The sequence below is a fragment of the Rhodococcus sp. C-2 genome, from assembly GCF_027854095.1.
GTDB lineage: Bacteria > Actinomycetota > Actinomycetes > Mycobacteriales > Mycobacteriaceae > Rhodococcus_F > Rhodococcus_F qingshengii.
The window spans coordinates 46,851-62,223 of the sequence record NZ_JAQGFI010000012.1 but is presented as its reverse complement, the minus strand read 5'-3'; the positions used below and the strand labels follow the sequence as shown (position 1 = coordinate 62,223).

Annotated in this window: 14 protein-coding genes; 6 read left to right on the top strand and 8 right to left on the bottom strand. The window is 62.4% G+C overall.

The window, feature by feature from the left end; all coding sequences use genetic code 11:
- Window positions 1-45 precede the first annotated feature (45 nt).
- From PCS43_RS24265 to PCS43_RS24240, 6 genes are all read right to left on the bottom strand, one after another.
- Entirely contained in the window at window positions 46-927 is an 882-nt protein-coding gene (locus PCS43_RS24265; RefSeq protein ID WP_151098201.1) for a hypothetical protein, read from the bottom strand.
- Window positions 928-937: 10 nt separating this feature from the next.
- Entirely contained in the window at window positions 938-1,156 is a 219-nt protein-coding gene (locus tag PCS43_RS24260; protein WP_003939815.1) for a dodecin, read from the bottom strand.
- Window positions 1,157-1,171: 15 nt separating this feature from the next.
- Window positions 1,172-2,383, bottom strand: a complete 1,212-nt coding sequence (locus PCS43_RS24255) for a serine hydrolase domain-containing protein (protein WP_003940004.1) — start codon at window positions 2,381-2,383, stop codon at window positions 1,172-1,174.
- Between the two features lie 108 nt (window positions 2,384-2,491).
- The gene (locus PCS43_RS24250; protein ID WP_039973227.1) at window positions 2,492-3,007 is read right to left on the bottom strand and encodes a DUF6764 family protein; all 516 of its coding nucleotides are present in this window, start codon (window positions 3,005-3,007) and stop codon (window positions 2,492-2,494) included.
- Window positions 3,008-3,085: 78 nt separating this feature from the next.
- Window positions 3,086-4,126 carry a non-homologous end-joining DNA ligase gene (gene ligD, locus PCS43_RS24245; protein ID WP_151098203.1) on the bottom strand — a complete coding sequence of 347 codons (1,041 nt, stop codon included), beginning with the start codon at window positions 4,124-4,126 and terminating at the stop codon, window positions 3,086-3,088.
- Window positions 4,126-5,172, bottom strand: coding sequence for an ATP-dependent DNA ligase (locus tag PCS43_RS24240; protein WP_151098204.1), 1,047 nt, complete (start codon window positions 5,170-5,172; stop codon window positions 4,126-4,128). The genes ligD and PCS43_RS24240 overlap by 1 nt, the downstream gene beginning before the upstream one ends.
- A gap of 109 nt (window positions 5,173-5,281) precedes the next feature.
- Between PCS43_RS24240 and lppU the strand changes: the two genes are divergently transcribed.
- Window positions 5,282-5,899, top strand: a complete 618-nt coding sequence (lppU, locus tag PCS43_RS24235; RefSeq protein WP_007731384.1) for an LppU family putative lipoprotein — start codon at window positions 5,282-5,284, stop codon at window positions 5,897-5,899.
- 88 nt (window positions 5,900-5,987) lie between these two features.
- Here lppU and PCS43_RS24230 read toward each other — a convergent pair whose 3' ends face one another.
- Both PCS43_RS24230 and PCS43_RS24225 read right to left on the bottom strand, forming a co-directional pair.
- Complete coding sequence (locus PCS43_RS24230; protein ID WP_007731382.1) at window positions 5,988-7,139, bottom strand: magnesium and cobalt transport protein CorA; 1,152 nt, start codon at window positions 7,137-7,139, stop codon at window positions 5,988-5,990.
- Window positions 7,140-7,441: 302 nt separating this feature from the next.
- Window positions 7,442-8,059 (bottom strand): TetR/AcrR family transcriptional regulator, encoded by a 618-nt coding sequence (locus PCS43_RS24225; RefSeq protein ID WP_209909802.1) that lies wholly within the window; start codon window positions 8,057-8,059, stop codon window positions 7,442-7,444.
- Between the two features lie 100 nt (window positions 8,060-8,159).
- Here PCS43_RS24225 and PCS43_RS24220 point away from each other — a divergent pair, with 100 nt between their 5' ends.
- From PCS43_RS24220 to PCS43_RS24200, 5 genes are all read left to right on the top strand, one after another.
- Complete coding sequence (locus PCS43_RS24220) at window positions 8,160-9,074, top strand: SDR family NAD(P)-dependent oxidoreductase (protein WP_007731375.1); 915 nt, start codon at window positions 8,160-8,162, stop codon at window positions 9,072-9,074.
- Window positions 9,075-9,123: 49 nt separating this feature from the next.
- The gene (locus PCS43_RS24215) at window positions 9,124-10,725 is read left to right on the top strand and encodes a PucR family transcriptional regulator (protein WP_151098206.1); all 1,602 of its coding nucleotides are present in this window, start codon (window positions 9,124-9,126) and stop codon (window positions 10,723-10,725) included.
- Between the two features lie 144 nt (window positions 10,726-10,869).
- Window positions 10,870-12,468 carry an ABC transporter substrate-binding protein gene (locus PCS43_RS24210; protein WP_007731371.1) on the top strand — a complete coding sequence of 533 codons (1,599 nt, stop codon included), beginning with the start codon at window positions 10,870-10,872 and terminating at the stop codon, window positions 12,466-12,468.
- Between the two features lie 227 nt (window positions 12,469-12,695).
- Window positions 12,696-14,297: an ABC transporter substrate-binding protein gene (locus tag PCS43_RS24205; protein WP_003940335.1), complete on the top strand. Its 1,602-nt coding sequence runs from the start codon at window positions 12,696-12,698 to the stop codon at window positions 14,295-14,297.
- Between the two features lie 62 nt (window positions 14,298-14,359).
- On the top strand, window positions 14,360-15,373 hold the full coding sequence (locus PCS43_RS24200) for an ABC transporter permease (protein ID WP_003940249.1): 1,014 nt from the start codon (window positions 14,360-14,362) through the stop codon (window positions 15,371-15,373).

Here is a 15,373-nt window from a genome sequence, read left to right as displayed (position 1 = left end):
GGTTCCCAGACTATAACGTGTTCCAATTTGGCGCGAGAATCGTTTTCAGATCACCCCATTGCGCTTCAGCAGCCATACCGCCTGCACGGTGGCGTGACCTCGCCATTCCAACGCCGCGGCGGGCGAATAGCTGTCGAAATCCACCGCCCAACCGCCGTCGCCATGTTGTCGCGCAGCGAGCGCAGACAGTTCGGACTCGATCACTGATGCGTCGAACAACGCGCGGGTCGGGCCGCCGGGAAGCGGTGAGAAATCGAGGGGCCGCATGAATTCGCCCTCGGCTCCCCCGTCCACGTGAACAAAGCCGTCAGCCGGGATACGCGAACCAAGAGTGCTCACCAACGACGACGCTTCGGGACTGTTCCGGTGAACCGCGTCGAGAAACTGCAAGGCAAAGGCCAGCTCGAGGGCATGCAGAGAATCCGCCCCGTCGATCGCGTCGAGGCAATATCGAACGGCAGAGGCGAACCACGGATGTTCGGCGACGGCCTCGTCGAATTCGGCAACGCGAGCCGCTGCAGCACACACGATGCTGGTGATCTGCAACGACGGCGCCAACGGATCTGCATCCACCCAGAAGGGCGCACACCCGGCTGGGTCTGCAATCGGGAAGGCGAAGGGTAAACCGCCGCCTGCCAGCGAATTGGTCTGCAACCAGTCGCACAGTTCGACCGCTCTGGGCGTCGGCGTTCCGATGTCGGCAAAGGCTTCGAAGGCATGCAGCGCTCCGCCAGGTTGGCTGGTTGCCGAGCGAAGATCCGGTTCGAGTCCCCAGCCGTACCCACCGTCCGGGTTGCGATAACCGTCCACGGCCGCACAAACCGCGGCCCGGTCACCCTGTCCGAGAATCAAATTCAGCCGATGCCGATCGAGAGTCCTGGCATGTCCCGCCATAAACCCGACGGCCGCCCTGAGATCAACACTCATGAACGACGACTCAAGATTCGTCGCCGTCGAGCCGGAAGCCGACCTTCAACGTGACCTGGAAATGCGCCACGGCGCCGTTCTCGATGTGACCGCGAGTTTCCACCACCTCGAACCATTCGAGGTTGCGCACCGTCTCGTTCGCCCGGGCGATGGCGGTGCGAATTGCCGCGTCACTGCTCTCGGTGGACGAGCCGACGATCTCGGTCACCCGGTACACGTTGCTGCTCATGGCATTCCCTTCGTGTCAGATTCGACGAACCAACTCCTGCGCCTCGGCGCCGAGCCTCGCAAGGCGAAGATCACCGAGAGCTGTCACAGCACTACCCAACCTGTTGGTGGTGAAACCGAGCGAGAGTCCGCTGGACAGGTCCGCATACGCGCCTGAACCGCCGACTCCGTAGTGGCCTATCGCATTCCGCGGCTGCCGCCGCGCGGCAATGATTGGCGGGTGGTAACCGAGAGTCCAGTTGGGCCGCACCGCCAGCACGTAATCCCGATCGCGAGTCTGGATGGTCGACATCTGGTCGATGGTCGATTCCTTCAGGAACCGCTTCCCGTCGATCACGCCGCCGTTCGCGATGGCGCCGTACATCTTCGCGAGAGCACGCGCGCTGAACACTCCGTTCCAGCCCGGCATGACGGCGTCGTGGACAGCCGGGTTGCGCACCATGACGTCGAAACCGTCCGGCATCGCGGCCTCCGCGAGTCCGCGAGTCGGACCGACGTGTGAGAGCACGGTCGACGCGAAGGCCCAGTTCAAGCCGGCAGGGTTGATATGTGGGAACAGCTTCGCGATCCGTGGACGCTCGGTTTCGGGTACGCGGTACCAGAATTCGTCGACTCCGAGGGGCTTCGCTATCTCCGCTTGTACGACGTCGATGAACGGCTGACCGGACACCCTGGCCACAAGTTCGGCTACCAACCAGCCGTAGGTCACAGCGTGATAGCCGGGGCCTCGAAGCCGACGCGGATCCGGTTTCTCGGCAGCCAGGGCGGCAACGACCGCGTCGTAGTCCATCAGGTCGAGAGGATGCGGCATCAAGCCGCGAACTCGGTGAAGGCCCGCGCGATGTGACATCAGTTCGCGGACGGTGATCTTGTCCTTGCCGGCCGCCGCGAATTCAGGCCAGTACCGAGCAACCGGGGCGTCGTAGTCGATCAACCCACGTTCGGCGAGTCGGTGAACGACGGTGCTGGCGACGCCTTTGCCGGTCGAGAACGACAGCGACACCGTGTCGTGGTCCCAGCGCCGATCACGATCGGCATTGCCGGCCCAGATGTCGAGAACTTTCTCGCCTCCCAGGTACACGACCAGCGCGCCGCCGCCTTGTTGCGGTTGGCGATACATCGCGAAGAAGCGGTCGGCCAAGGGAAGGAATCGCCGGTCCACGTACAGCTCGGTGCGCGAAGGCACCTCCACCCGGGCGAGTGAACCCCGTCGTGCACTGGGAGTCATCGCGTCCTCCGATCCCCGCTGATCAAGTTGCCCGGTCACCCGATCGGTGGCAGGAGCTTGACACCATTGTGACCACTGTCACGCAAGAGGCTCAGGGCCGGGGTGCCCTCACGGGGTGACCCACGTCGAAGTGCCGTCGCTGAAACATCCCTGACCTGTGGCGATATTGAAAACAAGGGTGGGACCACCTGAGCAGATCGCCCCGACGTCCGCGTCACCCACTGCCGCTCTGCCGCCAGGTCCGCTGAGCACCACGGCAAAGGGTGAGGAGTCGGTGCGACCGAGTGCGAGCGAACCCGGGCCGTACGCGACCGCGGCAAGTAACCCACCGCGCGACTCCGCCGCAGCAACGCCGCCGAAGAGGCCGAGGCCTGCCGACCTGCCGCCGTCTCGAGAATCCGCGACGCCGACGCCGTCGCCCTCGACGTGCGAAATCGCGTAACTGGAGGGATCTGCCACCGCTCGGCATGCGGATGACCCGTCGACGATCGTCTGATCTTGCCCGCGCGCCGAACAATCCAACGTCGCGGCAGACGCTGTTCCGCTACCGAGTGACAATCCGAAGGCGGCAAGAATCACGCCGCCCGCCGCTAAGCTTGCTGCTCGCATTTTCCGGCGATCCATATCCAACCCCCACAGTGCATTCGACGTGACCGTACATTCGACGTCTGATCGAATTACCCGATATGTCCGCCTCTGACGCTACCCGTCTTTGTTCTTCCGATCGCGGTCCTTGCTCGGTTGAACACGTTTGGGTTCACCGGGCATTTTGGGATAGTTCGGCGGGTACGGCAGATCGCCCAGTCCTGCCGCCAGATCCCTCTCCCACATCTCCAACAGAACATCGAGGGCAAAGGCCTTGTCGTGCATGGCTTCCATCGGATCACCACGATCGGCGAGCAAGCCGGGAACCGTGGCGATGGTGCAGTCGTCTGGATGCACGTCGCGCAGTTCGTCCCAGGTCACCGGCGTCGACACAGTTGCGATCGGCGTCTTACGAGCGGAATACGCCGCCGCGATCGTCCGGTCACGGGCATTCTGATTGAAGTCGATGAAGATCCGTTCACCCCGCTCTTCCTTCCACCACGCGGTTGTGGCGCGATCGGCACTACGACGCTCGACTTCACGGGCGAGGGCGATACCCGCGTGGCGGACCTCGACAAAATCCCAGCGCGCCTCGAGCGGGATGTAGACGTGAAGGCCTCGGCCACCGGACGTCTTGGGAAATCCTTCCAATCCCAACTCGGCGAGCAGAGGGCGAAGGACCTCGTCCGCGATGGCAACGGCCTCGTCGAACCCGGTCCCCGGTTGCGGATCGAGATCGATGCGCAGTTCGTCCGGGTGGTCGGTGTCCGGGCACCGCACGGCCCAGGGATGAAACGTGACAGTCCCGAGATTGGCGGCCCACACGATGTTCGCAGCACTTCGCACTCGAAGGACGTCGGCCTTGCGACCCGACGGGAACGTGACCTCGCAGGATTCGACGTGCTCGGGCCGCTTTGCCGGCAGCCGCTTCTGGTAAACCTCTTCGCCCTCGATGCCGTCGGGGAATCGCTGAAGATGCGTGGGCCGATCTTGGAGCGCCCGCAACGCTGCACCCTGCAGCGCCACCGTTCGGTAGTACTCGACAAGATGCCGTTTGGTTCCGCCGTCCTCACCCAACTGCGGATAGTAGATCTTGTCCGGGCTCGACAATCGGACCGCGATCCCGTCGACGTCCAGTTCCTCTGCCGGGCTCGCCATCACTTACCGCCTGCAAGAACATCCGCGAAGTCGTATCGCACCGGAACCTCCAACTGATCGAATGTGCATTCGTCGGGCACCCTGTCCGGACGCCAGCGCAGGAATCGTGCAGCGTGCCGAAAGCGTTCCCCTTCCATCTGGTCGTACGCCACTTCGAGCACCCTCTCAGGACGAAGCGGAATCCAGGAGCGGTCTGCGGCCGATCTCCACCGGCTGGCCTCTCCCTCGGCTACAACGTCGTCCCCGAGGCGCAAAGGTTCGAGTTCGGCCAACAACTCGATCCGCCGCGCCGCGGTGAAAGCAGAAGCGCCACCGACCATCTTCAATTCGGAACCGTCGTACAGACCAAGAAGCATCGACCCGATACCTGGCTGACTCTTGTGGGGACGGTAGCCCAGCAGTACGACATCCGCGGTCCTGGCGTGTTTCACCTTGATCATCTCGCGCTTGTTCGGCAGGTACGGTCCCGCCAGCTTCTTGGCGACAACCCCGTCGAGACCCGCGCCTTCGAAGGTTTCGAACCAGGCCATTGCTTCGGCGCTGTCGGCCGTCGCTGCCGTGACGTGGCAACTCGGCCCGCCACCGACGCAATCGAGGAGCAACGCACGTCGAACCCCGAAGTCCTCGATCGAGACGTCGCGATCCCCGAGCGCCAGTAAATCGAACCCGACAAATTGCGCGGGCGTCTGTTCCGACAACAATGCGACGCGGCTCGCGGCGGGGTGAATCCGCTCGGAGAGCGCTTCCCAACTCAGGCGCGTCACACCGTCGATCTCACGGGGAACCACCAGTTCTCCGTCCACCACACATTTTTCGGGCAATTCAGACTTGACGGCTTCCACCGCCTCGGGAAAGTACCGCGCCAAGTCCTTTCCTCCTCGCGATCCGAGCACCACTTCGTCACCGTCACGAAAGATGATTGCTCGAAATCCGTCCCATTTCGGCTCGTACGACCACGTCGGGTCACCGGAATCGGGCTGAGGCGGCACAGTGGCCGCAGCCTTCGCGAGCATCGGGGCAAGCGGCGGCATCAGGGGTAGCTCCACCTACCCATACTGACAGTCCGGTTGGCAATTCGACTACCGATGTATTGGAATAGGTCCCGAACAATCCACGAACCAACAGAATTATCCAAGAATCAACAAAGGGGTCCTTATGTCCGGAATCGTCCGGCGACTTTGCACTGCGGTGATCGCAACTTCTGCAATCGCCGCCTTCACCGTCGGTTGCGGTTCCGACATCGAGCCGAAAGCCATTGCGGAATCATCTTCCTCGGTTGCCGATTCGACCACTACCTCCGCGGCCCCCACCACCTCGAAGATCACCGGCCAGGAGGGCTCGGACGACGGCGGCGACGTCGACATCGACGTGTCGATCGGTGATTGCGTCAAGCTCGGAGGCACCACGACGGCCGCAGAAATCGACAACGCGGACTGCGGTAGCAAGGATTCCAACTACAAGGTGGTCGCCAAGGTTCCCACCTCTGATCTGTGTGCCTCCGATGTCGACTCGTACTACTACGAGACCCTCGCGGGTGACGAGCAGGGCGCTGTCTGTCTCGACGTCGACTGGGTAGTCGGCGGATGCATGGACCTCGGCAGCGGAATGGATGAGCCCGCCCGCATCGAATGCTCGGATACCAGCGGCACCAATGTAGTCGAGGTCGTCGAAATCCTGCAGAACTCCACGTCGATCGACGAATGCGGTTCGGGGGCAGACTCGGGATTCGAGCACCCGGAACGTAAGTTCACGGTCTGCGTCGCAACGCTCTGATTCGAGCGCCCTCCCGAAAAACACCTGTGCGCCTTGCCAACCGATCTCGGTTGGCAAGGCGCACAGCGCTTTCTACAGCCGGCGCTTTCTACAGCCAGCCCCGACGCTTGAAGATCGTGTAGAGACTTCCACAGGTCAGGAACATCATCGAGAGCGCAAACGGATAGCCCAAGTGCCAGTGCAGTTCCGGCATGTCGTCGAAGTTCATCCCGTACACGGTTCCGATGAGCGTCGGCGCGAAGAGAATTGCCGCCCACGCCGAGACCTTCTTGATCTCCTCGTTCTGCGCGTAGCTCGCCTGCGTCAGATTGCGCATCTCCTCGTTCTGGTTCTGCGACACCAGAGTTGCGTTCACCGTGAGGATGTTTCCGAGCAACTGACGAAAGCCGTCGGCCCGCTCCACCACAGTCGTCGCATGGTCGGTGACGTCGCGGAGGTAACGCTGGAGCTCCTCGTCCGTGTGGTACTTGTCGAACCCTGCCGACAACCCACGCAGCATCCCCAGCAGCGGACGCGTCGCCCGCTGGAATTCGATCACCTCACGGGTCAATTCGTAGATGCGACGCGAAACTCCGGGATCACCACTGAATACTTCGGTTTCGATCTCGTCGATGTCGTTCTGCAGTCCGGCCACCACCGGGGCGTACCCGTCGACGACTGCGTCGAGAATGGCATAGAGAACGGCCTCGGTACCCAACCGCAACAGGTCAGGATCGTTCTCCATGCGAGTCCGCACCGCCGACAGATCCGGCGATTCACTGTGACGGACGGTCAGAATGAAGTTCGGACCACAGAAGATGTGCAACTCGCCGAATTCGACCCGCTCGGTCTCGTCGCGGTACCGCGCAGCACGCAGCACCACGAACAGTGTCTTGCCGTAGCGCTCGAGCTTGGGGCGCTGGTGCGCGACGATCGCATCCTCGACCGCCAGTTCGTGGAGGTCGAAATGTTGTGCAGCGGCATACAACTGGGCGTCGTCGGGCCGGTACATTCCGATCCACGCCATCGACTGCGAATCCGGAAGGCATGACAGTGCTTCCGCCAGCGTGGACGGCGACGCTATCCGCTCGCCGTCGCGGTACACGCCGCTGTTGACGACGGTCGATTCGACGGGCGCCACCGCCTCGGGCGGGGCAGCCTTGACGACGGTGCGTGCGGCACGCGAGTGACCGGGATGTGAGTCACCGAGCCCCGCGGAGCGACGTGGCAGTACCGAACGTGAACGACGAAATTCGCGCATGCTGAACAGCTTTCGAGGGAAGAGTGAACGACGACGCTTGCTTCACAGCAAAGCCGAAGCCGATGAACACACGATGAAGCTGCAGCAAACTACCGGATCAACCCGGGCGGCTACAGCTTCAGTTGGTACTCGGAGGTTGGCCACGCATTACAGCCACACCTCCTCTTCCCTGAATTCCTACGCAAGTCCGCGCACGACGCCAACATGCTACCCCGACTGTCAGGGCACGACAAACCGAACGACAAGCCGCAAGACAGCACGAATCGATCGGAGGAAACCCGCTCGACGAATGCAGCTTTCAGTCAGTTCGCAGCGCGCAATCCGCCGATCAACAGTTCGACGATCTGGTCCGCCAACGACTCCGTCTCCGCCAACGTCTGCCCTTCACGCCTTCGGTACCAGAGGTCGATGCCGTTGAGACTGCTGAGGAGGACTTTTGCCGCCATTCGAGGTGAGCCCGCACGAATGGAACCATCCGCGACACCTTCGGTCATCACGTCGACGAACAGATTCTCGTAATCGAGTCGCAGCGAATTCAGTTCCACGAGGACTTGCTGTTGTCTCGGTTTGAGCGCGGAGTTCATCTGGCCCCGGACGCCTTGGTGGATCGTGTGGTGGTACCCGAGGTGTGTCATGAGATTGACCAGGTGGGCGTGCGACATCGCTTCGAGACGCGCGAGGCCGCTTTCTGCCCCGCCCATCCGAGACTCGACCTCAGCGCGGAGCAGGCTCATCCCGCGCTCGTAGATTGCCAGGTAGATGTCGAACTTGGAACGAAAGTGGTAGTAGACAAGACCTTTGGTGGCGCCGATTCGATCGGCCAGTAAATCTACAGTCGTGGCCGCGTAACCGTCTTCGGCAAAGGCGTCGGCGGCGCTGGCGATGATCGCGGATCGCACGTCCGGAAGATCACTACTCATTCGACTTCCACTCCCATTCACACTGCCTGCCGGCCCTTGACTGTTTCCACGCCATCGCATAGTAATACTGAGTAGTATCCCAGATCAGAGAGGTTTTCCAATGTCGTTGGATTTTTCCGGCAAGGTAGCGATCATCACGGGCGCAGGCGGCGGACTCGGCCGTTCACACGCATTGGCCCTCGCCGCACGCGGCGCACGCGTCGTCGTCAACGACATGGGTGGCTCGGTCAACGGCAGTGGCGGCGCTGATACCGCAGCCGCCAAAGTAGTGGCGGAAATCGTCGAGCTGGGCGGCGAGGCCATCGCGGACCACTGCGACATCACCGACGTCGACGCCGTTGCCGCCATGGTCGCGACGGCCGTGGACAAGTGGGGCCGCGTGGACATCCTGATCAACAACGCCGGAATCCTGCGCGACAAGTCGTTCATCAAGGCCGAGCTCGACGACTTCCGCAAAGTCATCGACGTGCATCTGATGGGTTCCGTCATCTGTTCCAAGGCAGTCTGGCCGCACATGGTCGAACAGAACTACGGACGCATCCTCATGACTACGTCGGCATCGGGAATTTACGGCAACTTCGGCCAGGCGAACTACGGCGCCGCGAAGTCCGGCGTCGTCGGCCTCATGAACGTTCTCGCCATCGAGGGCGAACGCAAGGGCATCCGCGTCAACTCGCTGGCCCCGACCGCCGCGACCCGCATGACCGAAGACCTCCTCGACGAGAAGACTCTCGCTCTGCTTGCACCCGAATCGATTTCACCCGGCGCACTGTTCATGGTCTCCGATGACGCACCGACGAAGACCATCCTCAGCGCCGGCGCCGGCGTCTTCGCGATCGCTCGCATGGAAGAGTCGCAGGGCGTCTACATCCCCGAAGGCGCACTCTCCCCCGAGGTCGTCGCCGAACGGTGGTCCGAGATCAGTGACATGACCGATTCCGTCCAGGTGCCCGCGGCGTTCGATCAGACCCGCCGGTTCGTCGAGAAGGCCGTGGCGGAGCAGCCCAGCAACTGAGCAGGGCAACCAGACAACTGATCGACCCCGCTCCCCCTAAGGTGTGGTGGTGACCACACCTACGGGAGTATCGATCGTCGACATCGTCGACAGACTGGGAATGACGTTCCTCAGCGGTGGCGACACCGTCGACGGCGCCCGCACTGTCAGCCGCGTGACCCTGCACGAAGGGTCCGAAGCTACCCAGGACAGTGCGGGCGCCGTCGTACTCGGCGCAGGTCTCGCAGGTTCGGCCGATATCGCAACGGCGGTAAGAGAATACGGCTCGGCAGGTGCGGTAGCGCTGATCGTCAAAGAGCCCCTGGACTTCGACGGCCTCGTCGAGAAAGCGGTGGCCGACACCGACGTCGCACTCCTCGGAATGGTCAAGGATGCAAGCTGGCTGCAAAGCGCGTCGTTGATCAACGAGATCCTCGAATCCGGCAACACCGGGGACCGCACGTCGGCCGCCGACGCCGACCTGTTCGATCTTGCCAACTCGATCGCTCAGGTATTGAACGGCCCGGTCACCATCGAGAATCAGTCGAGCCGGATCCTCGCGTTCTCGGCGGATCAAGCCTTCGGCGACGAAGCACGTAAGCAGAGTGTCCTCGGACATCAAGTGCCGCAGCACTATTCCGATCGGCTCAGGTCAATGGGGTATTTCAACAAGATCTACGGCTCTACCCTGCCGGTATTTCTACCGGGTATCGGGCCGGGCATCAGGCCCCGCGTCGGCATGCGAATACATGCGGCATCGCAGATCCTCGGTTCGATCTGGGTGATCTTGGACGAGGAGCCGAACGAATTGCAGGTCAAAACGCTCGTCGAGGCGGCGGGCGTGGCCGCGATGAGTTTACTTCGCGCCAAGCTGGCCGCGGATTCGGCACGACGGCTGAGGTTGGGCGAGGTGATCACGTTACTGAGTGGCGGCACTTCGGCCAAGGAAGCGGCCGAGCGACTGGGCTACGGCCGCTCGAAGGCAAACGTACTTGCGGCCGGCTTCCGTAGCGGCGCCGGTGCATCGTTGGAGGCCGAAGCCGATGTCGATCAACTGGCCCTGACACTCAATACCTATCTCGACCAAGTATTTCCGTTGTCGGTGGCGGCAGCGATCGGCGGCACCGTCTACGCCGTCATCCCACACACCCGGCATCAGACCGACGACGACTACGTGCGTCGGATCGCGTCGGAGTTTGCAGACCGTTCCCGTTCGGAAAAGTCGGTGGTCATCGGAATCGGTGCGACAGTGGCCGACGTGATGACGCTGGAGAAGTCACGCGACGAAGCCGACCGAGCACTTCGCGTTCTGAGGTCGACGTGGAATTCTTCGGGCCGGACCGTCGCGCGCGCCGACGACGTGCAGATCAATTCCCTACTTCTGCGCCTCTCCGACGCCCTGGCGGACGAGAACGAGACCGCATCGGGTCCGCTCGCGGTACTGCGTGAGTACGACCGCAGTCACGACATCAACCTTGTCGACACTCTCCGTGCCTGGCTCGACACGTTCGGCGACATTCCGGCTGCTGCGTCCTTGGTTCACATCCACGTCAACACGTTCCGGTACCGCCTCAAGAAGCTTGCCGGGATTGCCGGCATCGATCTCGATGATCCGGAAACTCGATTCAGCCTGATGCTCCAGCTTCGTCTCTTCCATCCGACAATGTTGTAGCGATCTACCAAGTCTCACGAAACATTCGTAAATCCGGACGATGTTCTCGTTCTTTTGTTGGGTGAAGATTCAAGCAATCGTCTTTTGCTCCCGACCCGACAGACCTCGCGTCACTCGGGCGGGACCACACCTTCCGGAGGCACCATGAAACAACGGTCCTACGCACTACTGGCTGCGGCAACTGGCACCGTTCTTGCCCTGACCGCGTGCTCAACGGGTGGCTCATCGGGTTCGGGTGGGGGTGAACCCGTCACGGACGGCACCTTCAAATTGGCTCTCGTGGCCGACCCCGGCGCTCTGAATCCGCTGATGACCGCCGCTTCGCCGGCGCACCAACTGGCGCGTCTGAGCTACGACTATCTGCTCCATCCGGATCCCGATACCGGCGTAACCAAGCCGTGGCTCGCCGAGAAATGGGAAGAGACAACCACTTCCGCGTCCTTCACCATTCGCGACGGCGTCACCTGTAACGACGGATCCGCTCTGACTGCCCAGACCGTCGCCGACAACGTCAATTTCATCACCAACGCAGCAAACAAATCCGCTCTCCGCGGGGTGTACGCACCGGCAACTGCAACTGCCACCGCCGACCCGGCGACCCGGACCGTAACGGTCACAACTCCGGAACCCTCTCCGTTCCTGCTTCTCAACCTGGCGCGAATACCGATCATGTGCGAGGCCGGGTTGAAGGATCCGACGGCGGCAAACAAGACGACCTTCGGGTCGGGCATGTTCCAGATGACCGAGGCAGTCGCCAACGATCATTACTCCTACGTTCGGCGCGACGGATACAACTGGGGACCGGACGGCACTACCTCCGACACTGCCGGTGTACCCAAGAATGTCGTCGCATCCATCATCACGAACAACAGCACAGCGGCCAACCAGGTGTTGTCCGGTGATCTGAATGCCGCTGCCGTCTCCGGCCCCGATCAGGACCGCATGAACGCCGCGAACTTGGATACCGTCAAGCAGCCTGCTCCAGCGGGCGAGATGTTCTTCAACCACAGTCCCGGCAATCCGACGAGCGATCCTGCCGTACGCAAGGCGCTGGTCCAGGCTCTCAATCTCGACGACCTCGCCGAGATCTTCACCGCCGGCCGCGGAACCCGATCGACCACGATGGTGTCCATCGAACCGCGGGCCTGCATCTACGACTCTGTCGCCGGAAACCTACCGGACTTCGATACCAGTGCGGCCGCAGCAACTCTCGAGTCTGCGGGCTGGAAGGTCGGCGCGGACGGTAAACGCAGCAAGGACGGCACACCGCTCCGAATTCGGATGGTCTACGAGACGTTCGGCGACGCGACCGATGCTGCCGCCGACGTCGCAGTCAACGCGTGGAACGACCTGGGCGCCACCGTTGAACTCACCAGTGGAGACTCGAACAAGATTCTCGATGTCGCACTCAGCGGCAAGGACAACACGGCGTGGGATGTCGCGTGGGAGCCGATCAACGTCGCGCTGCCCAGCATGCTGGTCCCCTTCCTCTCCGGTCCGGTGCCCGCTGCGGGAATGAACTTTGCGTCGATCTCCAACCCGGCCTACGACGCAGCCGTCACCAAGGCTTCCGGGCTGACGGGCGAGGACGCTTGTGCCGCTTGGGCAGACGCTGAGTCCGAGATCATCAAAGCAAACTCGGCGGTACCTTTTGCCGACAAGATCACGACTCTCTACTTCAACAATGCGGGTCTTGCATTCGGCCGCAATTTCATCGGTTCGGCCCTGCGCCTGTACCAGTAGACCGCCGGTAGCGACCGGGGAAATCGTCGTGTTTCGCCGGTCGCTGTCGGTATACGGACAGGTATTCACTGATCCTGACGGTTTTCGTGGGAGCGGACGAAAATCGACCCGATTTTCGTGAGGATCGACAGAGATGCGCGTCACGTCATGCGCCAAGATTTAGCAGTCAACACTCAACCGCGCCCTCACGTTTTTCGCTCGGGCCCCTGCTCCATCACGGAGGCACCATGAAACACCGCTTCTATCCAACACTTGCGGCAGCCGCAGGGCTCACGCTTGTGTTGTCTGCTTGTGGCTCGGGAGGCACGTCCTCGGGCGCCAGTGGCGGTGAACCGGCCACCGACGGGACCTTCCGTTTCGCCCTGCAGGCCGATCCGGGTGCACTCAACCCGATCATGTCGGCCGCCTCGGCGACCGCCGAGTTGTCGCGTTTGGCGTACGACTACCTGATCTACCAGGATCCCGATACCAGTGAAGTCGGACCGTGGTTGGCGGAGAAGTGGGAGGAGACCCCGACCTCGGCGTCCTTCACCATCCGTGACGGGGTGACCTGTACCGACGGATCGACGCTGACACCGCAGACCGTCGCGGACAACATCAACTTCGTGGCCAACCCGGACAACGGTTCTCAGTTGCGCGGGTCCTCCGTACCGACCGGCGCCACTGCGACTGCCGATCCGGCAACGCGCAGTGTCACGGTGACCACTCCGGCGCCGAGCCCGTTCCTTCTTCTCAACGTCGGTCGCCTGCCGATCCTGTGCGAGGCCGGATTGAAAGATCCGACAGCGTCGAACAAGAAGTCGCTCGGCACCGGCATGTTCGAAGTCACCGAAGTTGCCGCCAACGACCACTACACGTTCCAGCGTCGCGAGGGCTACAACTGGGGCCCCGACGGCACGACCTCCGACACCCCGGGCGTCCCCAAGACGGTCGTCGCCGCCATGTCGCCGAACGTGAGCACCGCCGCAAATCAGCTGCTCTCGGGTGAACTCAACGCAGCTCCGATCGCCGGTCCGGACAAGGACCGCGTCGCGGCAGCCAATCTGGACTCCGTCGGTCGGCCTCTGCCGGCAGGCCAGATGTACTTCAACCAGATCGCGAGTAATCCCACCAGCGATCCCGCAGTGCGCAAGGCCCTGATCCAAGCGGTCGATCTCGACGACCTCACTCAGGTCATCACCGCCGGACACGGGGTCCGGGCAACCAGCCTCGTCGCCGTCGAACCGCGCGCCTGCGTTTACGACTCTGTCGCAGGCAACATTCCGGACTTCGACCTCACTGCCGCCAAGGCAACACTGGACGGCGCTGGTTGGACCGCCGGCGCTGACGGCAAGCGAAGCAAGGATGGCAAGCCGCTCAATCTCCGCCTCGTGTACGACGGCACCGACGATCCGCGCAACGCGGCGGCCGAACTTGCTCAGTCGGCGTGGTCCGAACTCGGCGCAAACGTCGAGGTGACCGGGGGCGACTCGAACAAGATCATCGACGTCATTCTGAGCGGCAAGGACAACTCTGCCTGGGACATCGCCTGGGTCCAGGTCAACTCCTCGCTGCCCAGCACCTTCACTGCGTACTTTGCCGGGCCGGTTCCCGCAGCAGGCAAGAACTTCGGATCGGTCAGCAACCCCGCCTACGAAGCAGCAGCCACCAAGGCTTCCGGTCTGACCGGTAGTGACGCTTGTGACGCCTGGGCCGACGCCGAGTCGGAGCTCACTAAGACGATCGCGGCCGTGCCCTTCGCAGACTCCGTCATGAACGTGTACTTCAACAAGGCCGGACTCTCATTCGGCAAGTCGCTCAACGGTTCTGCGCTGCGTCTCTACCAGTAGGCCGTCCGCCCACTCTGAAATATCTTCCCGCCCCAGCATCCCGCCCTCCGGAAAGACAGCCCATGAGTCAAACTATTGAAGCCGCGAAACCAGAAGCGGCGCCTCAGGCTCGAGCAAAGTGGCTCGAGTCCGACAGCTGGCCCGCATATCTTCTGCGTCGTTTCGGCACCTTCGTGATTTCACTCTGGGCGCTGGTGACTGCGGCGTTCCTGATGCTCCAACTGATTCCGGGAGACCCGGTTCGGTTGGCACTGGGAATGAACGCACCGGTCGAACTGGTCGAGACAACGAGGTCTCAGCTCGGTTACGACCTTCCCTTGTGGCAGCAGTACTTCCGATTCGTCGGCGGGTTGCTGAGCGGGAATCCCGGTGACTCGATCACCTTGAGGACTCCGGTCTTCGAGGTGATCGCGTCCCGCCTACCGGCAACACTCGAACTGGCTGTACTCACAGTCGTCACGGTGCTGCTAGTGGGCATTCCGATCGGCCTCATCTTCGCTGCACTGACCCGCAACGGTCGACGACGCGGAGTCGAGATCGGTTACACCGCAACGTCGGGCACCATCGCCGTGATCCCCGAGTTCATGTTCGGTACGGCGCTGGTCTACCTCTTTGCCGTCACGTTCCCTGTTCTGCCCGTCGCCGGCCGAGGTGGACCGGAAAGCTACATCCTCCCGGTCGCGGCCATGTCGATCGGTGCCATCGCCTCGATGTCGCGCATCGTCCGTGCAGAGGCGCTCGGCGTGTTGGACATGGACTACATCCGTACGGCGCGCGCCAAGCGAATGCCCGTGGCACGAATCTACTTCCGTCATGCAATGCCCAACCTCATGACGTCGACGCTGACGCTCGCCGGACTCCTCCTGGGTGGTCTGATTGCCGGCACCGTGCTCATCGAGAGCATCTTCGCCTGGCCCGGCATGGGCATGGCGCTGGTCAAGTCCATCACCGAGAAGGACTACCCGCTCGCCCAGACACTGGTCGTGATCTACGGCGCCATCGTCCTTCTCATCAATTTCATCGTCGACGTGGTGCTCGCTCTCATCGACCCACGATCCACAATTCGGGAGAACTGA